The sequence below is a fragment of the Nonomuraea sp. NPDC049758 genome (assembly GCF_040674635.1).
In the GTDB taxonomy this organism is placed as follows: Bacteria; Actinomycetota; Actinomycetes; order Streptosporangiales; family Streptosporangiaceae; genus Nonomuraea.
In genome coordinates this window covers 706,577-731,946 of record NZ_JBFAMZ010000002.1, presented here as the reverse complement: position 1 = coordinate 731,946, position 25,370 = coordinate 706,577, and the positions used below count along the sequence as shown (strand labels likewise).

Sequence of the window (25,370 nt, the reverse complement as noted above, 5' to 3'; positions counted from 1 at the left end):
CTCCGCTCTCGTGAGAGCGGAGGCGCGCTTCCGGTCCGGATCAGGGCATGTTGTGCGATGCCTGGTCCGTCTTGTTCTGCACGTTGGACGCCACCCGGTCCGCGGAATGCGCGGTCCTGTCCGCCTTCTCACCGACCCAGCGTGATGCATCGGAGGCAGAGTCCTTCATGTGCTCGGTCCACTGCTGGGCGTTGCGACGGTAGGCCATGTAGCCGATCGCGCCGACCGCAAGACCGGTCAGCAGCACCATCGTCGGCCACCGCCGTGACCGGGACGGTTTCGGGTCGATTCGCTTGGCCGCCGCCGACAGCATCCTGCTGACCTTGGGGGCGACCTGATCCTCGAACCCGTGCGCCGCGGCGTCGAGCCTTGGCGCCGCCCAGTAACGGGCGTCTTCGATGCGCTGTGCGGTGGCCACCTTGGCCTGGTCCGCCATTGGCGCCATGCGATGGCCGGTCTTGACGGCCTGGGCCTTCATGCGGCCCATCCACGTGGCGGGTACCTCTATTACCACGCGGCGTCTCTTCAGTGTCAGGGACACGACAACCTCCCCTGTCGTTGGGGCCCCGCGCTTGACCTTCCCTGGACAAGGCGGCTCAATCATGGCGGTCCATGGGAGGATGGCTCAGGAGGCCGAACGGCCATATTCCTCAGAACATCACAAACAACCCTGTGCATAGAGGGGGGCAGCTGTCTCGTGGCTGAGAAGCTGATCGCAAATCTGAAGACCAATCGCGGCGATATCAAGGTCGAGCTTTTCCCGAACCAGGCGCCGAAGACCGTCCGCAACTTCGTGGAGCTCGCCGAGGGCGCCCGCGAGTGGACGCATCCGGAGTCGGGCGAGAAGAGCACGGCCCGTCTGTACGACGGGACCATCTTCCACCGGGTCATCTCCGGTTTCATGATCCAGGGCGGCGACCCGCTCGGCCAGGGCATCGGCGGCCCCGGCTACGAGTTCGACGACGAGATCCACCCGGACCTCTACTTCAACCGGCCCTACCTGCTGGCCATGGCCAACGCGGGCGTCCGGTTCGGCAAGGGCACCAACGGCTCGCAGTTCTTCATCACGGTCGTGCCCACGCCACACCTCAACGGCAAGCACACGATCTTCGGTGAGGTCGTCGAAGGCCAGGACGTCGTCGACGCCATCGCCAAGACCGACACCGACCGGCGCGACCGTCCCGTCCAGGACGTCGTCCTGGAGTCGGTCACCATCGAGCGCGTACAGGGCTGAGCCGATCCCTGACGGGGGCGGGCCATCCACGGGTCCCGCCCCCTTCGGGCAGGCATGTCACAGCCCCGATCGACGGCACACAGCTACGTCCGGTACGTCATAGGCTCTGGACATGACCAGCCAGCCGCCCAGCCCGCCCACGCAGCCCGAGCAGCCCGCCGAGGCGGTCCCCACGTGCTACCGGCATCCTGGCAGGGAGACCTGGGTCCGCTGCCAGCGTTGCGACCGGCCCATCTGCCCCGACTGCATGCGCGACGCCGCCGTGGGCTTCCAGTGCCCCGAATGCGTCGCCCAGGGCAACCAGGGCTTCCGCCAGGCCCGCTCCACCTTCGGCGGCCAGGTCGTCGGCACGCCGTACGTCACCTGGGCCATCCTGGCCATCAACGTCCTCGTCTTCGGCGCCCAATACCTCGTGCCCGCCGTCACCGGCGCGCTGCAGATGTGGCCGGCCGGAGTGGCGGTCTTCGGCGACTACTACCGGCTGGTCAGCGCCGCGTTCGTGCACGCCGGCGTCTTCCACATCCTGTTCAACTGCTGGGCGCTCTACGTCGTCGGGCCCTACCTGGAGCGCGCGTTCGGGCACGTGCGTTACACGGCCCTCTACCTCGTCAGCGCCGTCGGCGGCAGCGTGCTCAGCCTCTGGCTCGACCCGCTCGGCCAGCCGACCGTGGGCGCGTCCGGAGCCATCTTCGGCCTCTTCGGCGCCGTCTTCGTGGTGGGCCGCAAGCTCAACATGGACGTACGCGGCATCGCCATGCTCATCGTGATCAACCTGGTGATCACCTTCGTGTTCCCCGGCATCAGCTGGACCGGGCACGTCGGCGGCCTGATCACCGGTTCGGTGCTGGCGGGAGCGATGGCCTACGCCCCCAAGAACAACCGGACCCTGTGGCAGGTGCTGGCGATCGCGGGAGCGCTGGCCGTGCTAGCCGTGCTCGTGATGGCCCGGACCTCGGCGATCCTGAGCTCGATCTGACTTCCCCAGGCTGTGGAAAAGACTGTGGAAAGAACTAACGCCAGCGGGTGGAAAGAACCACACCGAAGATGATGAAGACAAACCCGATCAGCAGGTTCCAGTTCTGGAGGTCGCTGAAGAAGGGCGCCTGCGGGGCGACGTAGTAGATCGCGATCCACAGGATGCCGATGATCCAGGACACCACCATGGTGGGCGCCAGCCAGCGCGGGCTGACCTTGATCTGCTGGGACTTCTGCGGCGGGGTGTAAACCGCCTTCTTGCGAGCCTTGGACTTGGGCACTGGGTAACTCCTGCTGAGGGCCTGGGCTTCCGGATCGTCCACAGGCTCTTCGTTAAGCGTAGTTGAAGCGTGCCCCAGGATAGTCGCCACGCGCACGACATGGCGATCCCCCACGTCGGGAGATGTCATGAATACGCTGACGACATGCGGTCCATCTTCCGGGCCGTGGGGGAGCTGAGCATCACCGCCGGCCTGGTCCTCATGTTGTTCTGCGCCTACCTGCTCTGGGGCACCGGCGCCTACACCAAGAGCCAGCAGTTGCTGCTCCAGCGCGAGCTGGCCGCCGAGAAGGCGGAGCGCGACCGCGGCCGCATCGACGAGATCCAACTCGGCAGCGCCGTCGCCATGCTGAGCATCCCGCGGCTCGGCCGCGACTACCGGTACGCCATCGTCGAGGGCGTGGACGCCGAGCACCTGAAGAAGGGCCCGGGACACTACCCCGACAGCGCCATGCCCGGCCAGATCGGCAACTTCGTGGTCTCGGGCCACCGGACCACGTACGCGGCCCCGTTCAAGGAACTCGACGAGCTCGAACGCGGCGACGAGATCATCGTGGACGCCCGCGAGGCCCGCTACACCTACCGCGTCACGTCCCAGGACGTCGTGGAGCCCACGGAGGTGGAGGTGCTCGCCCCCGTCCCCGGCAAGCCCGACATCCGTCCCATCCGCGCCTACATCACCCTCTCCACCTGCCACCCCGAGTACTCCGCCGCCCAGCGCCTCATCGTGTACGGCGTGCTCAAGAAGACCGAGTTCAGAAAGGAATGACATGTACGGCTGGATCTGGCGCAAACTTCCCGGCGACCCGCTTCGCAAGGTGCTGGCGGCCGCCTTGCTGGTCACGGTCGTGGGGGTCGTACTCTGGTATGCCGTGTTCCCGCTCCTGGAGCCGGCGGTGACGCTCGACGAGGTGACCGTAAGAAGATGACCCGCGTGCTGGTCGTGGACAACCACGACAGCTTCGTCCACACGATCGTCCAGTACCTGCGCGTGCTGGGCGCCGACTGCGACGTGCGCCCCCGTGACGTCGTGGGCGTGCGCGACGGCGACGCCTTCGACGGCGTGCTCGTCAGCCCCGGGCCGGGCACCCCGGAGGCGGCAGGCGTGAGCGTGCCCCTGGTGCTGCGCGCGGCCGAGCGCGGCACGCCCCTGCTCGGCGTCTGCCTCGGCCACCAGGCCATCGCGGTCGCCTTCGGGGCCACCGTGGCCCGCGCGCCCGAGCTGGTCCACGGGCGTACCAGCGCCGTGCACCACGACGGCAAGGGGGTCTTCGAGGGCCTGCCGTCGCCGGTGCCGATGACCCGCTACCACTCGCTCGCCGTGCTGCCGGAGACCGTCCCCGAGGTCCTCGACGTGACCGCCCGCACCGACGACGGGGTCATCATGGGCCTGCGCCACCGCCGGGCGCCCATCGAGGGCATCCAGTTCCACCCGGAGTCGGTGCTGTCCGAGCACGGCCACCGGCTGCTCGGGAACTGGCTGCACGGGATCGTGTAACGCCCGGCTCGCACAGAGCGACTACCAGATGAACGCCCCCGCCGTTGCCCCCGAGCGGCGGGGGCGTTCTCCATGCCCGCCGGAAACCCCGGCTCCCGGCGCGCCGAAACACCCGCCACCTCGGCCCTTCCGGCAGGGCTGAACACTCGCCACCCAGCGTCTCCGACAACGCGGGACGCTCGCGACCCCCGGCCCTTCCCACAACGCGGGACGCTCGCGACCCCCGGCCCTTCCCACAACGCGGGACGCTCGCCATCCCCGGCCCTTCCCACAACGCGGGACGCTCGCCATCCCCGGCCCTTCCCGCAAGGCGGAGTGGTCGGCGCGCCGGAAGTTCTGCGGTGGAACGCCGAAGGCCGCCCTTCCCGTGTGGGGAGGGCGGCCCGGCGGTGGTCGGTCAGCCGTTGAGGCCGTCGTCGCCGATCGGGTTGTCCTCGGTCGGCTCGTCGGACGGGAAGTCCGTCTGGTCGTCGGTCGGTTGCTCGGTCGGCTGCTCGTTGGTGGGCGGCGGAGCCGTCTCGGGGCCGGTGGACACCACGATCGTGATCGTCGTGTTCGGCTGCAGCTTCTGGCCCGCGCCCGGGTTCTGCTGGATGACCGTGCCCTCGGCCTGGTCACTGGCCTGCGGCGACACCTTCACCTTGAAACCTGCGCCCTTGAGCGCGGCGATGGCGTCCTGCTGGGTGTAGCCGATCACGTCGGGCAGCTCGGTCAGCTCGAACGGCACGTAGAGGGTGACGCTGGCGTCCTTCTCGATCTCGGTGCCGGCCGCCGGCTTGGTCTCGAAGACCTTGCCCTGGGGCTTGGCGGACTGCTTGGTCTTGACCACACCCTTCAGGCCGACGTCGGCGAGGGCCTTCATCGCTTCCTGGGTGTCCATGCCGATGAGCCCGTCGGGTACGGCGACCTTCTCCTTGCCCTTGGAGACGACCAGCTTGACCGTGGAGCCCTTCTCGACCTTCTCGCCCTCAGCCGGCTCGGTCCGGATCACCGTGCCCTTGCCGAACTCGTCGCTGGCCTCCTGCACCACCTCGGGCTTCAGGTTCAGGGCGATGAGCGCCTTCTGCGCGGGATCCAGCTTCTGCGTGGCCAGGGCCGGGATGGTGACCGAGGCGTCGCTGGGCGCGGCCTTGGTGCCGAACACCAGGTAGCCGACCGTGACGAAGGCGCCGATGATCAGCAGCGGGATGATGATCCACAACGCTGTCTTGACCGCGTTGCCGCCACCGCCGCCGGAGGCCCTGCGCCGCCCCACGCGGCTGCCGTCGCCGTCGCCGTACTCGTACGGCGGGACCGCGCCGGTGCGCTGCGTGGCCGGGCCCTGGGCCGCCTGGGTGGCGGTCATCATGCGGGTGCCCTGGTTGAAGTTCCCGGTCATCGCCATCGTCTGGGCGTCGACCGGCATGCCGGACATGGCCCGCTGGATGTCGGCCCGCATCTCGCCGGCGTTCTGGTAGCGGTGGGCCGGGTCCTTGGCCATGGCCTTGAGCACGATCGCGTCGGCCCACGCCGGGATCTCGCGGTCGATCTGCGAGGGCGGGATCGGCTCTTCGCGGACGTGCTGGTAGGCGATCGCCACCGGGGAGTCGCCGGTGAACGGCGGCTGGCCGGTGAGCAGCTCGTACAGCACGCAGCCGGTGGAGTAGATATCGCTGCGGGCGTCGACGCGCTCGCCGCGGGCCTGCTCGGGCGACAGGTACTGGGCGGTCCCTATCACCTGCGCCGTCTGGGTCATGGTGGCGGCCGAGTCGGCCATCGCGCGCGCGATGCCGAAGTCCATCACCTTGACGTCGCCGGCGCGCGTGATCATCACGTTGGCCGGCTTGATGTCACGGTGGACGATGCCGCCGCGGTGGCTGTAGTCGAGCGCGCGCAGGATGCCGTCGACCAGCTCGGCCGCCCGCTCGGGCAGCAGCCGGCGGTCCTGGCGCAGCAGGTCGCGCAGCGTCCGGCCGTCGACGTACTCCATCACGATGTAGGGCACGGGGGTGCCGTCGGTGACGTCTTCGCCGGTGTCGTAGACAGCGACGACGGCGGGGTGGTTCAGTGAGGCCGCCGACTGCGCCTCGCGGCGGAAGCGGGCCTGGAAGGTGTGATCGCGCGCCAGGTCGGAGCGGAGGGTCTTGATCGCGACTATGCGGTCCAGCCGGATGTCTCGGGCGCGATACACCTCGGCCATGCCGCCGCGCCCGACGACACCGTCGAGCTCGTAACGACCTCCGAGTAGCCGAGGCTGAGTCATTTCCTGCACTGTCCCTTACCGTTCATCTTGGGTACCGGCCTGCTCGGGGGGCCGCCGGTGTCCATCATCGACCCCGTAGCGCATCACGTCTCCTCCTTCGGCGGGTTTGTGCCACCCGGGTCCGGCGAAGCGGTTGGTGTCGGAGTTGTCGGTGTCCTGCTGGGCGTTGGGGTGGTGGGGGTGGGAGTCGGGGTACGGGTGGTCGGGGTTGGCTTCGGTGTCGGCTTCTTCGTAGGAGTAGCCGACTTGCTTACCGTAGCCGACCGCGAGGGTACCGGCCGCGTCGACTTCACCGGAACCGCCGGGGGGCGGCGCGTGTGTTTCTTCGTCCGCGTGGGCCTGAGCAGCTCGGGCGACTGCATCGGGGAGTGGCTGGGCTCGGCGATCTCCGGCAGGGGAGGCGGCGTCGTATCGCGGTTGGCGAACGTGATCGCGCTCAGCCCCACCGCGGCCACGCAGCCGGCCGTCGCGACCAGCGCCAGCGTCCGCGCGCCGCGGCGGCTGCGGGGCGGCGGATCGGGCGGGCTCTGGACGGTCGTCGCCGGGGCGAGGCTCTCGGTCGCCCGCTGGTCCTCCGTGGCCGGCTCGCGCACTCGGAAACCCGCGGGATCGGTGTACATGCTCAGGTCGGCGCCCTGCTCGACGCCCTCGACCAGCGACTGGCGCAGCACGTACGCCCGGTCGGCCGCCTCCAGCGCCGAGGCCGGACGCATCCCCGGCTCCTTGGACAGCAGCGTCATGACCAGGTCGCGCACCGGGACCGGCACGTCCGCGCCGAGCGGCGGCGGCTGCTCGTTGAGGTGCAGCAGCGCGATCGCCACCTGGCTGTCGGCCCGGAACGGTGTGTGGCCCGCCAGGCACTCGTAGGCCACCACGCCCAGCGAGTACAGGTCGGTCGCGGGCGTGAGCGGGAAACCCTGGGCCTGCTCGGGGCTGACGTACTGGGCAGTGCCGAGGACGGTGCCGGTCTGCGTGACGGGCGCGGCCTCCAGGGCGCGGGCGATGCCGAAGTCGGTCACCTTGATCGTGCCCTCGCGGGTGACCAGCAGGTTGCCGGGCTTGACGTCCCTGTGGATGATCCCGGAGGAGTGGGCCGCGTGCAGCGCCTTGGCGGTCTGGTGCACCACGTCGAGGGCCACCTCGGGCCCGAGCGCGCCGTTGCGCCCCAGGATGGCCGACAGCGGCTCGCCGTGCACCAGCTCCATCACGAGATAGGCCAGATCGCTCTGCTCGCCGTAGTCGAAGATCTGGGCCACCCCTGGATCGGCCAGGGCGGCCGTGAGCCGCGCCTCGTTGCGGAAGCGCTCGCGGAACGTGGGGTCGGCGTGCATGTGACTGCGCAGGATCTTGACCGCGACCTCGCGGCCCAGAAGCTCGTCACGGGCGCGCCACACCTCTCCCATACCGCCCGTGGCGATGCGGGAGAGCAGGAGATAGCGGTTACGGAGCCGCATGACTCAGCACGTTACCGTCACTCACTTGTTCAGCACCGCCTCCAGCACAGCCTTTGCGATCGGAGCGGCGGTGTGGCCGCCCGTGGCCTCCGCGCCGACGTTGGCCGCGCCCGACTCGACGATGACCGCCAGCGCCACCTTCGGGTCCTCGGCGGGCGCGAAGGAGATGAACCAGGCGTGCGGCGGCGCGCCGGTGCTGGTCTCCGCGGTGCCGGTCTTGCCGCCCACCTGGACGCCCGGCACCTGCGCGAGGTTGGCCGTGCCGTTGTTGACCACGCTGACCATCATGTCGCGCAGCTTGCTCGCCGTCTCGGAGCTGACCGCCTCGGTCAGCTCCTCGGGCTTGGCCTCCTCCATGACGTCGTTCTTGGAGTCGGTGATCTTGTTCACCAGGTACGGCTTCATCACCTTGCCGTCATTGGCGATGCCGGCCGCGATCATGGCCATCTGCAGCGGCGTCATCCGGTTGTCGCGCTGGCCGATCGAGGCCATCGCGAGCGCGGCGTCGTCGTACTTGCTGCCGAAGTCGCTCTGGGCCACCGACATCGGCACGCCGATCTGCTTGCCCATGCCGAACTTCTCGGTCTGCTCGTTGAGCTTGTCGAAGCCCAGCTGCATGCCGATCTTGGCGAACGGCGTGTTGCAGGACTTCTCCAGCGCGTACACGAGCGGCACCTGGCCGGCGCCGCAGGCCGCGCCGCCGTAGTTGGGCAGGCTGATGTTCGTGTTGGGCAGCGGCAGCCGCTGCGGCGCGTCGACCGTGGTGTCGCCGCCGCGCGAGGAGTCGTCCTCCAGGTACGCCGCCGCCGTCACGACCTTGAACGTCGACCCCGGCGGGTACGTCTGGGCGATGGCCCGGTTGAGCAGCGGCTGGCTCTTGTCCTTGTCCAGCTCGTTGTAGCGGGTGAACACCGTGCCCTTGTCGGTGCCCGACAGCTCGGCCGGGTCGAAGGTGGGCAGCGACACCATCGCCAGGATCCCGCCGGTCCGCGGGTCGAGCGCCACCAGCGCGCCGCGCTTGCCGCTGGCGCGCAGGGCGTCGTAGGCCGCCTTCTGCGCCTTGGGGTTGATCGTGAGGTCGACGTTCGCGCCCCTGGTCGGCTCGCCCGTGAACAGGTCGATGCTCCGCCGCAGCAGCAGGTCGGCGCTGGAGCCGTCGAGCAGCTTGTTCTCGGCCCCCTCGATCGCGCTCGCGCTCTCGGGCGAGAAGTAGCCCGTGACGTGCGCGTAGAGCTTCCCGTCGGTGTACTTCCTGATGAACCGGAAGTTCTTGCTGTCGGTCTCCACCGACTGGGCGATCACCTTGCCGCCGGCGGTGATGCGGCCGCGTTCGACGGCGTAGCGCTCGTAGTAGTTGCGGCGGTTGCTCGGGTTGGAGCGGTAGTCGTCGGCCCGGACCGCCTGGAGGATGTTCACGTTGATCATCAGGAGCGCGAACATGACCAGGCAGGCCACGGCCGCGCGCTTCAGAGTGCTGTTCATCGCTGGAACACCTGGGTGAGTCCTTCGTTCTGGATCGCCTGGGGCGGGGGCCGTCGCGCCGCGTCTGACATGCGTACCAGCAGCGCGATAAGGATCCAGTTAGCCAGCAGCGCCGAGCCGCCCTGCGACATGAACGGCGTGACCAGGCCGGTCAGCGGGATGAGGTTCGTCACGCCGCCGACGATGATGAACACCTGCCAGGCCAGGATGAACGACAGGCCGCCCGCCAGCAGCTTCGAGAACGGGTCGCGGGCCACGAGCGAGGTGCGCAGGCCACGCTCGACCAGCAGCGCGTAGAGCATGAGCAGCGCCATCAGGCCGGTCAGCCCGAGCTCCTCGCCGGTCGCGGCGAAGATGAAGTCGGAGAAGCTCAGCGGGATCAGGTCGGGGTGGCCCTGGCCGAGCCCGGTGCCGAGGATGCCGCCCGCGCCGAACCCGAACAGCCCCTGCATGATCTGGTAGCTCTTGCTGCACATCGGGTCGCCCGCGCCGCCCTGCTGGCAGACGGGGTCGGTGCCGAAGTAGATCGGGTTGCTCGGGTCGAGCCAGGCGTCGAAACGTGCGCCCACGTGGTCGAAGACCTGCCCGGCGAGGAAGGCTCCGCCGACGAACAGCAGGATGCCGATGAGCACCCACGAGGTGCGCTGGGTGGCGATGTAGAGCATCGCGATGAACGTCCCGAACAGCAGCAGCGAGGTGCCCAGGTCCTTCTCGAAGACCAGCACCAGCAGGCTGAGGCCCCAGGTGACCAGGACCGGGCCGAGGTCCCGGGCACGCGGCAGGTCGATGAAGAGCAGCCGCCGCCCGGCCAGCGCCAGCACGTCGCGCTTGGCCACCAGGTAACCGGCGAAGAAGACCACCAGCGCCAGCTTGGCGAACTCGCCCGGCTGGATGGAGAAGCCGCCGATGCGGATCCAGATCTTGGCGCCCTGGACCTCGCTGAGCGAGCCGGGCAGCAGCGCCGGGATCGCCAGCAGCACCAGGCCCACCGCGCCCGCCGTGTACGTCAGGCGTTGCAGCATGCGGTGGTCGCGCAGCACGATCAACGTGATCGAGAACATCACGACGCCGACGCCGGTCCACATGATCTGGTTGGCCGCGGAGGCGCCGCCCATGTCGGCCGACTCCAGCCGGTAGATCATCACCAGCCCGAGGCCGTTGATCAGGGTCACCAGCGGCAGGATCAGCGGGTCGGCCCATGGCGCGAACTTGGCCAGCACCAGATAGGCCGCCAGCATCAGGCCGCCCAGGCCCAGCCCGTAGGCCAGCATGCCGGCCGGCACCTTGCCGTCGACGGCCAGGCCGACGTTGGCGTAGGCGCCCATGATGATCAGCACCGCCAGGGCGAGCAGGACCAGCTGGGCCACCCGCCGTTTGGCCGGCATCGGGACGGGGGTCGCGAGCATTTCTGCCATTTATTGCGATTTCGTCTTGGTGGCGGAGGGAGTCGGGGACGTGGCCGTGGTGGAACTCGTGTCGCCCGTGTCGCCCTTGTCGTCCTGGGAGAACTTCAATCCGTTTATCTTCGTCACGCCTTCGTTGACGTCGGTGACGGGGATGCCGCTCTTGATCAGGGCCTGGTCCGCCGGGGACAACTTGGAGACCGGACGGCCGGTGCGCTTCTCCACATGGAAGAACTCGATCGGCCCCACCTCCTGCTTGATCCCCTGGAAGATGACCACTTCGTCGCCCCTGGCACCGACGAAGAACTGGTCCTGGGTCCACTGCCATCCGAGGTAACCGCCGGCGCCCAAGGCGACGGCGCCCACCCCGAGCACGGTGACCAGCACGGGCCACACACGACGGCGCCGCCCCGACCGCCGTGTCGCCTGCGCGACCGGCTCATCGAAGTCGTCACCGTCGGCGATCGCCGGCTGGGGTGCGGTCACCGCGCTCACTCGCCCCGGCTGGGTCTCCGGGGCGCCTCCTCGCAGCCTGGTCATCCCCGCGGCGCCGACGACCGCCGCCTCCACGGGAACCTCCTGGCCGTCGCTGATCTCCAGCACGTCGGCGAGCACGCACGTGATGTTGTCGGGCCCGCCGCCCCGGTTCGCCAGATCGATGAGCTGGCGGACCACCTCTTCGGGGTCGTCGATGTTGGTCAGCGTGGCGTGCAGCGTCTCGGCGCTCACCACGCCCGACAGGCCGTCGGAACAGAGCAGGTAGCGGTCGCCCACCTGCGCCTCGCGCAGGGTGAGGTCGGGATCGACCTCACCGCTGCCGTCGAGCGCGCGCAGCAGGATCGATCGTTGGGGGTGCGTGGCCGCCTCTTCGGGCGTGATGCGCCCGTCGTCAACGAGCTGCTGCACCAGGGTGTGGTCATGGGTGATCTGGTAGAGCTCGCCGCGTCTCAGGAGGTAGGCGCGCGAGTCGCCCACGTGCACCAGGGCGACCTGGGTGCCGTTCCAGAGCATGGCGGTGAGCGTCGTGCCCATGCCTTTGAGGCTGGGATCCCGCCCGACCATCTCGTGCAGCCGGCGATTTGCGTCGCGCACCGCTGCCTCGATGGCGTTGAGCAGGTCACCCCCCTGTTGGGCCTCTTCCAGAGAGGCCATGGCGGCGATGGCGACAGAGCTCGCCACCTCGCCGTGTGCGTGCCCGCCCATGCCGTCGGCGACGGCCAGCAGGCGGCCGCTAGCGTACGCCGAGTCCTCGTTCCCTTCGCGGAGGAGGCCGACGTCCGAGCGGGCGGCGTAGCGGAGTGCGATGGTCATTTGCGCAATTCAATGACTGTCTTGCCGACGCGGATCGGAACACCGAGCGGCACCGGGGTCGGACGGGTGACTTTCGAGCGGTCGAGATACGTGCCGTTGGTCGAACCGAGATCTTCCACGATCCACTGACCGTCCTGAGGGAAGAGCCGGGCATGCCGGCTGGATGCGTAGTCGTCGCTGACTACCAGCGTGGCGTCGTTCGCCCGGCCAATGGTGATGGGCGTCTCCGTGAGGTTAATGGTGGTGCCCTGCAATGGGCCACCGGTAACGATGAGCTGGCGTGGCTCGCCCTTCTTGCTCTTGGGCTTGGCCACCGGTTTGGCGGGCTTCACGGCTTTGCGCGGGCCCGCGGGAGCCGTGCGTGAACCGAACAAGTCAGTCCGGATCACGCCGACTGCGGCAATGACGAAAAACCACAGCACCGCCAGGAAGGCGAGCCGGATCAGCAGCAGCGTGAGCTCGGACATGGACCGTCTGTCTACCCCTAATCGCGCCGGAACACCAGAGTCGTGCGTCCCAGCGTCACTCGCGTGCCGTTCTGGAGCTCGATTCTGCGTACCGGCTGGCCGTTGACGAAGGTGCCGTTCGTCGAACCGAGATCGACGAGGGCCACGAGCTGCCCCTCGACGCGCAGCTCCGCATGGTGCCGCGAGACTCCCGGATCGACAAGACGAAGATCGCAGTCGGTGCCCCTGCCTAGCAAGGTCACCGGCGTGGTGAGCTCGTAGGAGCGGTCGCCCTGCGGGTCGTCCTGGGTGGAGACGAGCAGCCTGGGCCGCCCGTTGAAGGCCCCGGGCCTGGACGGGGGCAGGTCGCTCGCCGGCTGGCGGATCTCGTCCTGCTCGACCGTCGCGCCGCGGATGACGCCCGACCGGATGCGGAACAGGCCCACAGCCAGGTCTCCGGCGGTCTCGAAGCGCACCCGGACCGGTCCCACGAAGGAGTAGCCCTGTTCCTTGGCGTACTCCCTGGCGAGGTTGGCCAGCTCGTGGCTGATGCTGTCGGCGTAGACCTCAAGCCGTTCGCTGTCGGTCGTGGACAGCTCCACCACGAAGTCGTTGGGCACGAGCGTCCGGCCCTGTGCGACGATCGCCGCCCGCTCGTCCATCTCCCGTTGAACCGCGCTGGCGACCTCGACCGGCTGAAGGTCAGATTTGAACGCCCGCGCAAAGGCCCCCTCAACCAAGCCTTCGAGCCTTCGCTCGAAGCGCTGAAGGACTCCCACCGGGTACCTCCCTTCTTCCCTGCATATGATCGCGGCCCCAGACGCTTCCGGCGCCCGGTTTCCGCTCGTCCCACGTGGCGGCGTCGTGACGCTCGTTGCCAGTCGCGCCCAGCTCCTCCGCTTCCGTGTCTTCTGCGATCGTATCCGGGTTCAGTACCAGTGGCTGTTCCGTGCTACTGTTTCTCCGCACCCACAAACGGGCGGGTGGCGGAACGGCAGACGCGCACGGTTCAGGTCCGTGTGTCCGAAAGGACGTGAGGGTTCAAATCCCTCCTCGCCCACTCGGTGACTAGGGGATCCTTGGTCGCCGGCCTTACAGGTCGGCTTCCTCGGGTCCCCTCGTCATATCTGCCCGGGGGATAACCCCCGGACCCCCAGGGGGACAAGCGTTCGGGGGATTCTCCCCCGGACCCCCGTCCATGAGGGTTGCTGTTCGTGGGTCTGGCCCACCGTTTCGTACCGGGTCTTGCTGCGCAAGGGTTCTGGGATTTCTTTCTTGTGACGTGGCTCTTGGACTTTAGGTCAGCCGGCTTGCAGCGAACTTTCTGGTGGCTTGCGTGATTTAGGTCACATTGGATTGGTGGGCGGGTTCGGGTGATCCTGAGGGCTACGGCAAACTGTGGCCGGTGGGTTTCTGTTCAGGGGGTTGCCGCACATGGATGACTCGATGGTTCAGCTGCTCACGCCCTCCGGTGAGCGCGTGGAGCATCCGGAATATCCGCTGGTCGTCTCGGATGATGAGATCCGGGACCTTTATCGGGATCTCGTGACCGTCCGGCGGATCGACTCCGAGGCCGTCGCGCTCGCCCGTCAGGGGGAGCTGGGGCTGTGGACGTCCCTGCTCGGGCAGGAGGCCGCCCAGGTCGGCTCCGGGCGCGCCGTCGGGGATCTGGACGCCGTCTTCCCCTCCTACCGGGAGCACGGGGTCGCCTACTGCCGGGGGATGGACCCCCTCGACGTGGTCGCCATGTGGCGCGGCGTCAACCACGGCGGCTGGGACCCGTCCCGGCACAACTTCTTCCTGTACACGATCGTCATCGGGACGCAGGCGCTGCACGCCACCGGTTACGCGATGGGCATGCAGCGCGACGGCGTCATCGGCACCGACAAGGCCGGGGCGACCATCGTCTACTTCGGCGACGGCGCCACCTCACAGGGCGACGTGAACGAGGCCTTCGTCTTCGCGGGCGCCTGCCACGCGCCGATCGTGTTCTTCTGCCAGAACAACCAGTGGGCCATCTCCGAGCCCCAGGAACGCCAGTCGCGGATCCCGCTGTACCGCCGGGCCGAGGGCTTCGGGTTCCCCGGCGTCCGGGTCGACGGGAACGACGTGCTGGCCTGCCTCGCGGTCACGCGCAAGGCGCTGGCCGACGCCCGGTCGGGGCAGGGGCCCACGCTCATCGAGGCGTTCACGTACCGGATGGGGGCGCACACCACCTCCGACGACCCCACCCGCTACCGGGCCAAGGACGACGTCGAGGCGTGGCGGCGGCGCGACCCCATCGAGCGGGTCAGGGCGTACCTGACCGCGGCCGGCACCGGCGACGACTTCTTCCGCGAGGTCGAGGCCGACGCCGCCAAGATCGGGGCCGAGCTGCGCAGGCGGCTGCTCGAACTGCCCGACCCCGCCCCTTCGGCGATCTTCGAACACGTCTACGCCGAGCCGCACCCGCTCGTCGAGGCCGAGCGGGCGCAGCACGCCGCCTACCTCGACGGGTTCGCCGCCGGAGAGTAGGCGCGCGAGGCGGCCTTGGTGTCCAGGAGCTCGCCCAGCAGGTCCGTGAGGCTCACCATGCCGATGACCGCGCCGCCCTGGCCGGTGACCAGCGCCAGGTGCGCGCGGGCCTCCTGAAGGGCCGTCACGGCCTCGGGGACCTGCGTGACGCACGCGAGCCTCGGCAGCGGCCTGGCGAGCTCACCGGCCGTACGCGCGGGCTGCAGGAGGGCGTCACGGGCGTGCAGGACGCCCTCGATGCCGGCCGGACCGCCCACCAGCAGCCGCAGGTGGCCGCTGCCCGCCGCCCTGGCCCTGATCTGGGCCGACCCGGCGGCCGGCGGCACCTTCACGGCCCGGTCGATCGGCACCATCAGACGCTCGATGCCCTCGGCCTGCAGCCGCAGCGCGCGGGTGAGCAGGTCGTGCTCCTCGCGGTCGAGCAGGCCCATCCGGCCCGACTCGCCCACCAGCATGGCGAGCTGCCGGGGCGTCCTGGTGGTGGCCAGCTCGTCGCGCGGCTGCACGCCGAACAGGCGCAGGATCAGGTTGGTCAGCCCGTTGAGCGACGACAGCAGCGGGCGCATGAGCTGCGTGAACCCGCGGAACGGCAGCGTCAGCACCAGCGCCGCCCGCTCGGGGTGCGTCAGCGCCCACGACTTGGGGGCCATCTCGCCCACCACCATGTGCAGGAACGTCACCAGCGCCAGCGCGATCGTCAGCGCGATCGGCATGCGCAGCGACTCCGGCACGCCGACGGCGGCGAAGACCGGCTCCAGGAAGTGCTCGATGGCCGGCTCGGTGACCTGGCCGAGGCCCAGCGTGCACAGCGTGATGCCGAGCTGCGCGCCGGCCAGCATGAGCGAGAGCTGACGCCCGCCGCCCACGGCCGACTTGGCCGCGACCCGGACCAGGCGGTTGCCGCCCGAGGCCATCTCCTCCAGGCGGTGCCGCCTGGCGGAGACGAACGCGAACTCGGCGGCCACGAACAGCGCGTTGAAGAACAGCAGCGCGAGGCTGACCAGGATCATCGTCATCGGGACGCCTCCGCGTGCTGCACGGGCGCGAGCCGCACCCATTCGGGCACCCGGCGGTTGAGCGACATGACGGTCAGCTCGGCCAGGTGCTCGGCCGCGTCGTCGGCGAACGGGTCGGCGACCCCCTCGATCGGGACGGTCACCATGTCGCCGGGGTCGGGCATCCGGCCCAGCCGGGCCAGCACCAGGCCGGCGAGGGTGTCGTAGTCGTCGCTCTCCGGCAGCGCGACGCCGGTCGCGCGCTCGACCTCGTCCAGCCTGAGCCAGCCGGGCACCTCCCAGACGCCGCCGGGCCGCTCGACGGCGCCCGCCGGCTCGGGGTCGTTCTCGTCGACGAGCTCGCCGACCAGCTCCTCGGCCAGGTCCTCGACGGTGAGCACGCCGGCCAGGCCGCCGTACTCGTCGATGACGCAGACGATGTCGTCGTTGGCCGCCCGCATCCGGTCGAGGACGGCCGGCAGCGGCAGCGAGTCGGGCACCAGCAGCGCGGGGCGGGTGATGCTGCCGACCAGGCCCTCGTCCAGGCCGGACTCCAGCAGCTCGCGCACGCCCGTCACGCCCACCACGTCGCCGTCGTCCCCGACGACGGGGTAGCGGGAGTGGCCGCGTTCGCGCATGACCTCCACCAGGTCGGAGATGGGCTGGGAGTCGCGCAGCGCCACCACGCGGGGGCGCGGCACCATGATCTCCTCGGCGCTGTGGTCGCCGAACTCCAGGGCGCGCTCCAGCAGCTCCGACAACCTCGGGGGCAGCTCGCCCGCCTGGGTCGACTCCTCGATGATCCGGGAGAGCTCCTCGGGGGTGGCCCCGTGCTCGACCTCCTCGACCGGCTCGATGCCGACGCGGCGGAGCAGCCCGGTGGCGGCCGAGTCGAACAGCTTGACCACCGGCCCGACGACCGCCAGGTAGACCAGCGTGGACCCGGCCAGGAACTTGGCCACCGGCTCGGGCCTGGCGATGCCGAGGTTCTTCGGCGCCAGCTCGCCGAGCACCATCTGCACCACGGTCGCCACGAACACGCCGGCGGCCACGGACAGCCCCGTGATCGCCGCGTCGGGCAGGCCCGTGCCGTCGAGCCAGGGCCGTACCAGGACGGAGATGGCCGGCTCGGCCAGGAAGCCGACGAGCAGAGCCGTGACGGTGATGCCGAGCTGGGCGCCCGAGAGCATGAACGAGAGCCGGGAGGTCACCTGGAGCGCCTTTTCGGCCTGGGTGTCACCGGCGGCGGCCTGCTCGCGCAGGAGGCCCCGGTCGGCGGCGACGAAGGCGAACTCCTGGGCGACGAAGTACCCGGTGGCGGCGGTGAGGAGGAAAAGGGCCAGTAGGCCGAGATAGGCGCTCACCGGGGTGAGCCCTCAGAGGAACCCGTGCCGAGGCACGGGCCAAGACTCCACGAGTCCGGAGCGGACACGATCATCCCTTCGATAGAGGTCGTCCATAACGCTAACGACGCAGTCCGCGTCTATGTTTCCGCAGTGACTCTCCGCTAGTTGTGTGTACTTGTCCGTGGGAGAAACTTGGTGAGATGTCTTCACTGCCAGGGGGTTGGACGTAGCGTCTATGGCATACCGAAGGGAAGAAGGCGAAGTGTCTGAGGACGACCGTACGCGGGCCATGCGCTCGCCGGGCGACGGCCGCCCGCTGCCACCGAGGCCCGGCGACGGGCAGCGCTCCGGTGGCGCACCCGCCCACCGGGTCCCGCCGGGCGTGCCGAACGCGGCCACGTCCAAGCTGCCCGCCTACTCCGACGAGCAGCAGTCGCCGCCGCCTCCGCCGCCTCCCCGATCGGGCAAGGTCTACGGACGCGAGCGTGCCGGGAACAGCCCGGTCAAACCGCTCAGGGCGGCGGGCGATCCCGCGCCGAAGGAGCCGCGCGGGCCCAGGGGGCCGCGGGTGCGCGGCAGGACCGTCCTGAAGATCGTCGCGGGCCTGGTGGCGCTGCTCCTGGTGGCGTCCGTGGGCCTGTTCTTCTGGATCAACTCCCGGCTGGCGGGCATCGACGGGGTGCTCGACGAGTACCCGGGCCGGCCCGCCGACACGCCCGGCACCAACTGGCTGCTGGTCGGCTCCGACAGCCGCAAGGGCCTGACCGCTGCCGAGCGCAAGAAGCTGGCCACCGGGCGCGCGGTCGGGCAGCGCACCGACTCGATGATGCTGCTGCACATCTCCGACAACGGCGACAAGCCCACCCTGGTCAGCCTTCCGCGCGACTCGGCGGTGACGATTCCGGGGCGCGGGCGCGACAAGCTCAACGCGGCGTACGCGTCCGGCGGGCCGAAGCTGCTGGTCCGCACGATCGAGACGGTCACCGGCGTGCACGTCGACAACTACATGGAGATCGGCTTCGCCGGCTTCGTGGACATCGTGGACGCGATCGGCGGCGTCGAGATCAACGTCCGGGCCGACGTCGACGACCCCAAGGCCGGGCTCAAGCTCAAGAAGGGCAAGCAGGTGCTCAACGGCGCCCAGGCCCTCGGCTACGTACGCACCCGCAAGGGCGGCGCGCTGCCGGACTTCGAGCGCACCAAGCGGCAGCGGCAGTTCCTCGGCGCGGTGGTGAAGAAGGCCGCCAGCCCGGGTGTGCTGATCAACCCGTTCACCTCGATCCCGCTGGCCATGAGCGCCACGGACGCGGTCGAGGTCGACTCCGGCACCGGCGCGTTCGACATGCTCTCGCTGGGGCTGGCGATGGGCGACAGCCCGGTCACGACGGTGGTGCCGTTCGGCGGGAACGAGATCGTCGCCGGCGGCGGCGCGGCGGTCAAGTGGGACCGGCTCAAGGCGCTGGCCCTCTTCGACGCGCTGAAGGCCGACAAGCCGGTGCCGAAGGAGATCGTGGACGCCGGTTGACCCCCTCCCGCGAGGCGCGCCTCGCGGGAGGGCCCGGGCTCAGGTCGTGGTGGCGGCGACGACCGCGGCGGTGGAGGCGGTGGCGGCGATGGCCGCGGTGATGGCGGTGATCGTCTTGGCGACCGCCTGGCCGGCCCACTCGCCCTCGGCGATCTCCTTGACGCGCTCGCGGTCGGCGCCCGGGAAGGCTTTGCGGTCGAGCTTCGCCGCGTGCATGATCGCGATCAGCGTGGCGGTGCGCTCGTCGGGGTCGGCGCCCGCGAGGACGGCCGTGACGCGTTCGCGCACGTCGGCCTCCACCTGGGGGTCCGACTCCGGCCAGCGCGTGGTCGGGAAGATGCCCAGGACCCGGCCGCGCTCCTCGGCCAGCACGCCCGCCTCGGCGAGCCTGGCGAGCAGGCGCCTGCGCAGCTTGTCCGACTGCAGCCGCTGCACCCACCACGCGGGCTTCCTGGCCTTGCCGTCCTCGGCCATGCGGGCGAGGGCGGCGTCGAGCTCGGCGTCGCCCAGCGGGGTGGGGTCCGTCACCGTCACCTTGTCGTCGGCCAGCTCGACGCGGCCCGCGGCGGCCAGCTCGGCGAGGATCGCGCCGCCGAGCGCGGGGTCGAGCTGGACGCCCCCGATGAGCTGCTTGCCTGCTTCCTCGTCGTGGGCGAGGAGGAGGAGTTCTTCGGCAATCGTCACGGTCATGTCCCGACACTAACCTCCCAGGCATGAGCATTTCGGAAAGACTTCACGCGATCGGCCGGCCCTTGCTCCAGGCGCAGCTGGACCATCCCACGGTGGCCGGCATCGGGCGCGGCGACCTGCCGGAGCCGGTCTTCCGGTCCTGGCTGGAGCAGGACTACCTGTACCTGCTCGACTATGTGCGGGTGTTCTCCAGGCTGGCCTGGCAGGCGCCGGACGGGCATCTGGGAGACCTGGTGAATCTGGCGTACGCGACGTACCACGACGAACTGCGGCTGCATCGGTCGTTGTCGGCGGAGTTCGGGGCCGATCTGGACAATGCGGTGAAGGGGCCGGCGTGTGTGGCGTACACGGCGTTCCTGCTGGAGGCGGCGGGGTCGTACGGGGAGGGGTTGGCCGCGCTTTATCCGTGTATGTGGGGATATTCGAGTCTTGGGAAGATTCTTGCCGAGAACCCGCCCGCCGAGCCGCGGTACCGGGCCTGGGTGGACACCTACGCCGACCCGGCGTTCGCGGCGCTGACCGTACGGATCGGGCAGATGATCGACGAGGCCGACCCCGACCCCGTACGGGCGGAGGCGCTGTTCGCCGAGGGCATGGCACACGAGCTCGCCTTCTGGGACGTGCCGTAGTCGCGTGCCGGCCCGGCGCGCGCCATACCCTGGGGGCATGCCGGAACTTCCCGAGGTGGAGTCGCTCACCAACTTCCTGCGCGAGCGGGCGGTCGGCCGTTCGATCGCCGGCGTCGACGTCGTCGGCTTCCAGGCGCTCAAGACGTTCGACCCGCCGGTCACCGCGCTCGGCGGGCTCACCGTCACGAACGTGTCGAGGCACGGCAAGTTCCTCGACCTCGACTGCGACGGCCTGCACCTGATCATCCATCTGGCCCGCGCCGGCTGGCTGCGCTGGCGCGACGACCTGACCGGCGCGCGGCCGGTGCGGCCGGGCAAGGGGCCGCTGGCCGTACGCGTACGGCTGGCCCCGGACGACGACGGCCTGGCCCCCGGCTTCGAGCTGACCGAGGCCGGCACGCAGAAACGGCTCGCCGTCTACGTCACCGACAAGCCGGAGGACGTGCCGGGCGTCGCCGCCCTGGGCCCCGACCCGCTCGACGACGCCTTCACCGTCGAGGCGCTCAAGCGCATCGTGGGCGGCAACCGCACCCAGATCAAGGGGCTGCTGCGCGACCAGAAGGTGATCGCGGGCATCGGCAACGCCTACTCCGACGAGGTGCTGCACGCGGCGAAGATGTCGCCGTTCAAGATCGCCGCGACGCTGACCGACGCGCAGATCGCCGACCTGCACGAGGCCATCGTGACGACGTTGCGCGACGCCGTCGAACGGGCGCACGGGCTGGCCGCCAAGGACCTCAAGGCGGAGAAGAAGTCCGGGCTGCGCGTGCACAACCGGGCCGGCCAGCCGTGCGACGTGTGCGGCGACACGATCCGCGAGGTGTCCTTCGCCGACTCCGCGCTCCAGTACTGCCCGACCTGCCAGACGGGCGGCAAACCGCTGGCCGACCGGCGGATGTCGCGCCTGCTCAAGTAGGGTCCCGGGCGCGGGATGATGGAGGCATGACCGTTCCAGAGATCGACGTGACCGCCGTTCCCGACGACGCCTACCTGCTCGACGTCCGCGAGCAGGACGAGTGGCTGGCCGGCCACGCCCCCGAGGCCGTGCACATCCCCATGTCGCAGATCCAGGGCCGGGTCGAGGAGGTGCCCGCCGACCGCACCGTCTACGTGGTGTGCCGGGTCGGCGGCCGGTCGATGCAGGTCACGGCGTGGCTCAACCAGCTCGGGCGCGACGCCGTCAACGTGGGCGGCGGCATGCAGTCGTGGGAGTTCGCCCGCCGTCCCATGGTCAGCGAGACCGGGCAGGATCCTTTCGTGGCCTGAATGCCCCACTGTGGCGGTTCCGCCGCCATTGAGGCATGATGAGGGCGCCAACTGCATAGTCGCGGGAGCTCGGGGTGCCGGGCTGAGAGGGCAGCAACACAGCCGCTGCCGACCGCCTGAACCTGTCCGGGTAATGCCGGCGTAGGGAGTGTGCGATGACGCATGTCGTCGACGAAGTTCCGCTGACCCTTGACGGCGCGCCCCCCAAGACCCTCGGCGTCCTCGACCAGGGCGCGCTCTGGGCCAACCTCGGTGTCAGCCTCCTCGGCTTCTCCGGCGCGCTCGTCCTGATCGATCCTCTGACCAACGCGCCGCTCAGCCTCGTGGCCGCGCTCACGGCCGCCGTGGTCGGCAGCCTCATCGGCACGGCCATGGTCGGCCTGTCGGCCATCCCCGGCACGCAGACCGGGCGGCCGGCGATGGTGCTGCTGCGCGGGCTGTTCGGGGCGAAGATGTCGTACGTCCCGTCCGTGCTGAACATCGTGCAGATGCTCGGCTGGGGGGCCTTCGAGCTCTGGGTGATCGCCAAGGCCGCGAACGCGATCTTCGGGAGCGTCCCGTACCAGGTGTGGGTGGTGGTGGCGGGGGTGCTGACCACCGCGCTCGCCGTCTGGCCGCTCGGATCGATCAGGCTGCTGCGCCGGTACGTGACCGCCGGCGTGATCGTGTCGCTGATCTGGTTCACCGTGTCGTTCCTGGGCGAGGCGCCGACGTACACGGGCGGGTCGTGGACGGCCTTCGCCCCGGCCGTCGACTACGTCATCGCCCTGTCGGTGTCGTGGGTGCCGATGGCCGCCGACTTCGCCAGGCACTCGCGTTCCAGCCGGGCCGCCTTCACCGGCGTCGTCGGCGGCTACACCGTCGCCCAGGTGGCCTGCCTGGCCCTCGGCGTGTACGCGGTGGCCATCGCGGGCGCCCAGGCGGTCCAGGCCGACGGCATGGTCGTGTTCCAGCCGTTCGTCGCGGCGCCGCTGGGCGCGCTGTTCTTCGGCATCCTGGTGCTGCGCGAGACCGACCAGTCCTTCGCCAACGTCTACTCCACCACCGTCTCGCTGCAGAACCTGATGCCGAAGGTGGACCGGCGGGTCGTCTCGACCGCGATCGGCGTGCTCACCACCGCGATCGCCCTGGTCGTGGACGTCACCTCCTACGGCGCGTTCCTCGGGGTGATCGGCGCGGTGTTCGTGCCGATGTTCGCGGTGCTGGCCGTCGACTACTTCGTGCTCGGCGGCGCCGCCCGCTGGAACACCGCCGAGGACGCGCCCTCGCGCTGGCTGATGCTGCTGCCGTGGGCGCTGGGCTTCGCCGCCTACTGGTTCACCACCTCGACGCCCACGGTCGCCGGCTGGGACGACTTCTGGGCGTCCGCCCGCGACGCCGTCGGCTTCACGCGGGAGCCGTGGATGAACGGCGCGCTCGGCGGCGCGCTGGTCGCGGCCCTGGTGACGCTGCTCATCGGCGTGCTCGGCCGGCGCCGCTCAGCGGCCCGCTGAGACCCGGCGTTCGACGTTGAGCAGGTGCTGCTTGGCGGCCACGCCTCCGGCGTAGTCGCCGAGCTCGCCGTCCTCACGGACCACCCGATGGCAGGGCACGATCACGCACACCGGGTTGGCGCCGATCGCGTTGCCGACCGCGCGAAGGGCGCGCGGCCGTCCGATGCTCGCGCCGATCTCCTCGTACGTCGTGGTCGTGCCGTACGGCACCGCCATGGTCTTCTGCAGCACGGTACGGGCGAACGGCGTGGCCAGCGCGAGGTCGACCGGCGTGGCGAAGGTGCGCAGCCGGCCGGAGAAGTACGCGTCGAGCTCCCGGCGCACCGGGTCGAGGCGGCGGGCGTCGGGCCCGATGAACGTGCCGACCTCCTTGGCCACCCGCTCGAACACGGTGTTCTCGGCCTCGAAACTGCAGGCCGCGATGCCCTTGCCGGTCACCGCGAGCACCAGCCTGCCCACCGCGCCGTCGTAGGTGCCGAACGCGATGCCCGGGGGCCCCTCTCCCTTGTAGGTGCTGGAGGTCACTCTCAGCAGGGCATCGAGGTCGCTGCTCGACATGCCTCTCACCCGTTTCAGCCACCGGAATCTTCGTGAGCGCAGCGTATCGGACGGATCGCCCGTCAGACCCACCACGCCACGTGCACTATGGAGGTGTGGGATACGCATGGGTCGGCAGTGACGAGGAGATCGCTCGCGCCGTGCTCGCCGGGTCCCCCAACGCCGTGGTGGCGCTCGACCGCGACCAGAGCGTGCTGGTCTGGAACGCGGCGGCCGAGCACTTGTTCGGCTGGACGGCGGCCGAGATGCTGGGTCGCCGGGCGCCGATCGTCCCCGACGAGCTGGCCGCCGAGCACAACGCGGTGCTGGAGCGCGTCCGCACCGGGGGCCAGGTGTCGCTGCGCACCAAGCGCGTCCACAAGGACGGCAGGCCGCTCGACCTGCGGGTGGACATCAACGCCCTGCGCATGGGCAACTCCGTGGTCGGCTACGTCCTGGCCCACCATCCCGCGCGGGCCGACGAGGTCGCCGGGCTGCGCATGGAACGCCGGGCCAGGCTGGTGCGCCGGCTCACCGACGTGGTCGGCGACATCAACTCCGAGCGGGAGCTGCCGGCCGTGCTCGACCGCATCTCGGCCAGCCTCACCGAGCTGACGGGCGCGGACGCGGGCGGGTTCGTGCTGATCGAGGGCGAGCGGCTGCGGCTGGTCAGCACGTACCGGCTGCCGGAGACGCTCAGGGGCACCACCACCGGCCTGCGGACGAGCCTGGTGGACAAGCTCTTACGGACGGGCAAGACCGTCATGCTGGAGTCCCAGGGGCTCGGCGACCTGGTGTGGGCCAGGCTCAACGGGCTGCACACGATCGCGCTCGGCCTGGCCGCGGTCGGCGGCCGCCCCTACGGGGCCCTTTACGCGCTGTTCGCCGGGCCCGCCCCCGGCCACCTGGAGCTGGAGCTGCTCGAACTGCTGGCCGGGCACGCCGGCATCGCGGTCGGCAACGCGGTGGCCTACCAGGAGGCGGTGCGGCAGCGGGCGCACGAGCGGGCCGTGTTCGACGCCAGCGCCGACGGCATCGCCGTGCTGGACGACGCCGGCCGGGTCGTGCGCTGGAACCCCGCCGCGGCCGAGCTGACCGCCTTCCCGGCCGACGCGGTGATCGGCGGCCCGCCGCCGTTCCCGCTGCCCAGCCCCGGCGAGAAGCTCACGTTCCAGATGGAGAACGGGCGCTGGCTGGACGTGGTGAGCGCGCGCATCGAGGAGACCGGCGAGATCGTCATCGACTTCCGCGACGTCACCCAGGCCAAGGAGCTGGAGGAGGCCAAGGACCTCTTCCTGGCCACCACCAGCCACGAGCTGCGCACGCCGATCACGATCGTGCGCGGGTTCGCCGGCACGCTCGACGCGCGCTGGGACAAGATGAGCGACGCGGAACGCCGCTCGGCCGTGCACACGATCGCCGAGCGGGCCGGATCGCTGGGCCAGCTCATGGACCACCTGCTGCTGGGGGCCAGGGCGGGCGCGGACGAGCTGGCCGTGCGGATCGAGGCGTTCGACCTCGCGGCCCGGATCCACGCGGCCACGCTCGGCCTCCCCGTGTTGTCCGACCGCCACCGCGTCGAAGTGCGCATCCCGGACGAATTGCCGAAGGTGCTGGGTGACGCCCTGGCAACCGACATCGTTTTGGGGCAATTGCTGGAGAACGCGTTTAAATATTCCCCAATGGGTGGATTGATCTGTGTTGAAGCCTGGCCCGAAGACGACGGCGTGGTCGTAGTGGTGGATGACGAGGGGGTCGGAATCCCACCGCCTGACCGCGAACGGATCTTTGAGCGCTTCGTCCAGGTGGACAGCGGGGACCGGAGACGCTTTGGTGGAGTGGGGCTGGGCCTCTACATCGTGCGCAGTCTGGCCAGGGCACAGGGGGGAGAAGTGAGTGCTCAACCGAGGCCCGGAGGGGGTACGAGGATGCGGTTGATCCTGAGGCGCGCTTCCCCTATCCGATCCGACACACCGATGCGGTAACGAGGTGGTCACAGTTGAGCTGATCTATCGTCCAATGTGTACAAGCTGTGATCGAGATGCGGTTT

Annotated in this window: 25 protein-coding genes, 1 tRNA gene and 1 riboswitch; of the genes, 13 read left to right on the top strand and 13 right to left on the bottom strand. The window is 70.0% G+C overall.

The window, feature by feature from the left end; genetic code table 11:
• Window positions 1-40 precede the first annotated feature (40 nt).
• On the bottom strand, window positions 41-478 hold the full coding sequence (locus AB0J46_RS08070) for a hypothetical protein (protein WP_364327999.1): 438 nt from the start codon (window positions 476-478) through the stop codon (window positions 41-43).
• Between the two features lie 219 nt (window positions 479-697).
• Here AB0J46_RS08070 and AB0J46_RS08065 point away from each other — a divergent pair, with 219 nt between their 5' ends.
• Together AB0J46_RS08065 and AB0J46_RS08060 are read left to right on the top strand one after the other, a co-directional pair.
• Entirely contained in the window at window positions 698-1,234 is a 537-nt protein-coding gene (locus AB0J46_RS08065; RefSeq protein ID WP_364327996.1) for a peptidylprolyl isomerase, read from the top strand.
• 112 nt (window positions 1,235-1,346) lie between these two features.
• Entirely contained in the window at window positions 1,347-2,210 is an 864-nt protein-coding gene (locus tag AB0J46_RS08060; protein ID WP_364327993.1) for a rhomboid family intramembrane serine protease, read from the top strand.
• A 34-nt stretch (window positions 2,211-2,244) separates the two neighbouring features.
• Here AB0J46_RS08060 and AB0J46_RS08055 read toward each other — a convergent pair whose 3' ends face one another.
• Window positions 2,245-2,490, bottom strand: coding sequence for a cell division protein CrgA (locus AB0J46_RS08055; protein WP_357693154.1), 246 nt, complete (start codon window positions 2,488-2,490; stop codon window positions 2,245-2,247).
• A 144-nt stretch (window positions 2,491-2,634) separates the two neighbouring features.
• Between AB0J46_RS08055 and AB0J46_RS08050 the strand changes: the two genes are divergently transcribed.
• The 3 genes from AB0J46_RS08050 to AB0J46_RS08040 are packed head-to-tail and all read left to right on the top strand — an operon-like array spanning window position 2,635 to window position 3,987.
• Window positions 2,635-3,258 (top strand): class E sortase, encoded by a 624-nt coding sequence (locus AB0J46_RS08050; protein ID WP_364327990.1) that lies wholly within the window; start codon window positions 2,635-2,637, stop codon window positions 3,256-3,258.
• Window position 3,259: 1 nt separating this feature from the next.
• Complete coding sequence (locus AB0J46_RS08045) at window positions 3,260-3,418, top strand: hypothetical protein (RefSeq protein WP_364327987.1); 159 nt, start codon at window positions 3,260-3,262, stop codon at window positions 3,416-3,418.
• Complete coding sequence (locus tag AB0J46_RS08040; protein ID WP_364327984.1) at window positions 3,415-3,987, top strand: gamma-glutamyl-gamma-aminobutyrate hydrolase family protein; 573 nt, start codon at window positions 3,415-3,417, stop codon at window positions 3,985-3,987. Before AB0J46_RS08045 ends, AB0J46_RS08040 begins: the two co-directional genes overlap by 4 nt.
• Before the next feature lie 397 nt (window positions 3,988-4,384).
• Here AB0J46_RS08040 and pknB read toward each other — a convergent pair whose 3' ends face one another.
• The 7 genes from pknB to AB0J46_RS08005 form a co-directional block, all read right to left on the bottom strand.
• Window positions 4,385-6,229 carry a Stk1 family PASTA domain-containing Ser/Thr kinase gene (pknB, locus tag AB0J46_RS08035; RefSeq protein WP_364327981.1) on the bottom strand — a complete coding sequence of 615 codons (1,845 nt, stop codon included), beginning with the start codon at window positions 6,227-6,229 and terminating at the stop codon, window positions 4,385-4,387.
• 83 nt (window positions 6,230-6,312) lie between these two features.
• The gene (locus tag AB0J46_RS08030; RefSeq protein WP_358291010.1) at window positions 6,313-7,683 is read right to left on the bottom strand and encodes a serine/threonine-protein kinase; all 1,371 of its coding nucleotides are present in this window, start codon (window positions 7,681-7,683) and stop codon (window positions 6,313-6,315) included.
• A 21-nt stretch (window positions 7,684-7,704) separates the two neighbouring features.
• Window positions 7,705-9,165: a penicillin-binding protein 2 gene (locus AB0J46_RS08025; RefSeq protein ID WP_364327978.1), complete on the bottom strand. Its 1,461-nt coding sequence runs from the start codon at window positions 9,163-9,165 to the stop codon at window positions 7,705-7,707.
• Complete coding sequence (locus AB0J46_RS08020; protein WP_364327975.1) at window positions 9,162-10,580, bottom strand: FtsW/RodA/SpoVE family cell cycle protein; 1,419 nt, start codon at window positions 10,578-10,580, stop codon at window positions 9,162-9,164. Before AB0J46_RS08020 ends, AB0J46_RS08025 begins: the two co-directional genes overlap by 4 nt.
• A complete protein-coding gene (locus AB0J46_RS08015) occupies window positions 10,581-11,879 on the bottom strand; it encodes a Stp1/IreP family PP2C-type Ser/Thr phosphatase (protein WP_358291004.1) in 1,299 nt (432 codons plus the stop codon). It abuts the gene before it with no gap.
• Window positions 11,876-12,346, bottom strand: coding sequence for an FHA domain-containing protein (locus AB0J46_RS08010; protein ID WP_357693136.1), 471 nt, complete (start codon window positions 12,344-12,346; stop codon window positions 11,876-11,878). The genes AB0J46_RS08015 and AB0J46_RS08010 overlap by 4 nt, the downstream gene beginning before the upstream one ends.
• 17 nt (window positions 12,347-12,363) lie before the next feature.
• The gene (locus AB0J46_RS08005; protein WP_125640997.1) at window positions 12,364-13,104 is read right to left on the bottom strand and encodes a DUF3662 and FHA domain-containing protein; all 741 of its coding nucleotides are present in this window, start codon (window positions 13,102-13,104) and stop codon (window positions 12,364-12,366) included.
• A gap of 198 nt (window positions 13,105-13,302) precedes the next feature.
• Between AB0J46_RS08005 and AB0J46_RS08000 the strand changes: the two genes are divergently transcribed.
• Window positions 13,303-13,385: transfer RNA gene (locus tag AB0J46_RS08000), tRNA-Leu, on the top strand.
• Between the two features lie 386 nt (window positions 13,386-13,771).
• Complete coding sequence (pdhA, locus tag AB0J46_RS07995; RefSeq protein WP_364327972.1) at window positions 13,772-14,839, top strand: pyruvate dehydrogenase (acetyl-transferring) E1 component subunit alpha; 1,068 nt, start codon at window positions 13,772-13,774, stop codon at window positions 14,837-14,839.
• On the opposite strand, the gene AB0J46_RS07990 is transcribed toward pdhA, so the two are convergent.
• Both AB0J46_RS07990 and AB0J46_RS07985 read right to left on the bottom strand, forming a co-directional pair.
• Window positions 14,809-15,855 (bottom strand): hemolysin family protein, encoded by a 1,047-nt coding sequence (locus AB0J46_RS07990; protein WP_364327969.1) that lies wholly within the window; start codon window positions 15,853-15,855, stop codon window positions 14,809-14,811. The two genes, pdhA and AB0J46_RS07990, sit on opposite strands and share 31 nt — an antisense overlap.
• Entirely contained in the window at window positions 15,852-17,198 is a 1,347-nt protein-coding gene (locus AB0J46_RS07985; RefSeq protein WP_358290998.1) for a hemolysin family protein, read from the bottom strand. The genes AB0J46_RS07990 and AB0J46_RS07985 overlap by 4 nt, the downstream gene beginning before the upstream one ends.
• A gap of 244 nt (window positions 17,199-17,442) precedes the next feature.
• Between AB0J46_RS07985 and AB0J46_RS07980 the strand changes: the two genes are divergently transcribed.
• On the top strand, window positions 17,443-18,705 hold the full coding sequence (locus AB0J46_RS07980) for an LCP family protein (protein ID WP_364327965.1): 1,263 nt from the start codon (window positions 17,443-17,445) through the stop codon (window positions 18,703-18,705).
• A gap of 39 nt (window positions 18,706-18,744) precedes the next feature.
• Here the strand turns inward: AB0J46_RS07980 and AB0J46_RS07975 are convergent, their stop codons facing one another.
• Window positions 18,745-19,395: a GPP34 family phosphoprotein gene (locus tag AB0J46_RS07975; protein WP_364327962.1), complete on the bottom strand. Its 651-nt coding sequence runs from the start codon at window positions 19,393-19,395 to the stop codon at window positions 18,745-18,747.
• A 23-nt stretch (window positions 19,396-19,418) separates the two neighbouring features.
• On the opposite strand from AB0J46_RS07975, the gene AB0J46_RS07970 reads away from it, so the two are divergent.
• The 4 genes from AB0J46_RS07970 to AB0J46_RS07955 all read left to right on the top strand — a co-directional run bounded on the left by AB0J46_RS07970 (window position 19,419) and on the right by AB0J46_RS07955 (window position 22,783).
• Window positions 19,419-20,024 (top strand): TenA family protein, encoded by a 606-nt coding sequence (locus tag AB0J46_RS07970; protein ID WP_364327959.1) that lies wholly within the window; start codon window positions 19,419-19,421, stop codon window positions 20,022-20,024.
• Between the two features lie 37 nt (window positions 20,025-20,061).
• Complete coding sequence (locus AB0J46_RS07965; protein ID WP_364327956.1) at window positions 20,062-20,940, top strand: DNA-formamidopyrimidine glycosylase family protein; 879 nt, start codon at window positions 20,062-20,064, stop codon at window positions 20,938-20,940.
• 26 nt (window positions 20,941-20,966) lie between these two features.
• Window positions 20,967-21,290 (top strand): rhodanese-like domain-containing protein, encoded by a 324-nt coding sequence (locus AB0J46_RS07960; RefSeq protein WP_352318274.1) that lies wholly within the window; start codon window positions 20,967-20,969, stop codon window positions 21,288-21,290.
• 51 nt (window positions 21,291-21,341) lie between these two features.
• Window positions 21,342-21,455, top strand: a riboswitch (TPP riboswitch).
• On the top strand, window positions 21,446-22,783 hold the full coding sequence (locus AB0J46_RS07955; RefSeq protein ID WP_364327952.1) for a cytosine permease: 1,338 nt from the start codon (window positions 21,446-21,448) through the stop codon (window positions 22,781-22,783). Its footprint overlaps the riboswitch before it by 10 nt.
• Here the strand turns inward: AB0J46_RS07955 and AB0J46_RS07950 are convergent.
• Window positions 22,769-23,341, bottom strand: a complete 573-nt coding sequence (locus AB0J46_RS07950; protein WP_364327949.1) for a methylated-DNA--[protein]-cysteine S-methyltransferase — start codon at window positions 23,339-23,341, stop codon at window positions 22,769-22,771. The genes AB0J46_RS07955 and AB0J46_RS07950 overlap by 15 nt on opposite strands.
• Before the next feature lie 95 nt (window positions 23,342-23,436).
• On the opposite strand from AB0J46_RS07950, the gene AB0J46_RS07945 reads away from it, so the two are divergent.
• Complete coding sequence (locus AB0J46_RS07945; RefSeq protein ID WP_364327946.1) at window positions 23,437-25,305, top strand: PAS domain-containing sensor histidine kinase; 1,869 nt, start codon at window positions 23,437-23,439, stop codon at window positions 25,303-25,305.
• The last annotated feature ends 65 nt before the right edge of the window (window positions 25,306-25,370 follow it).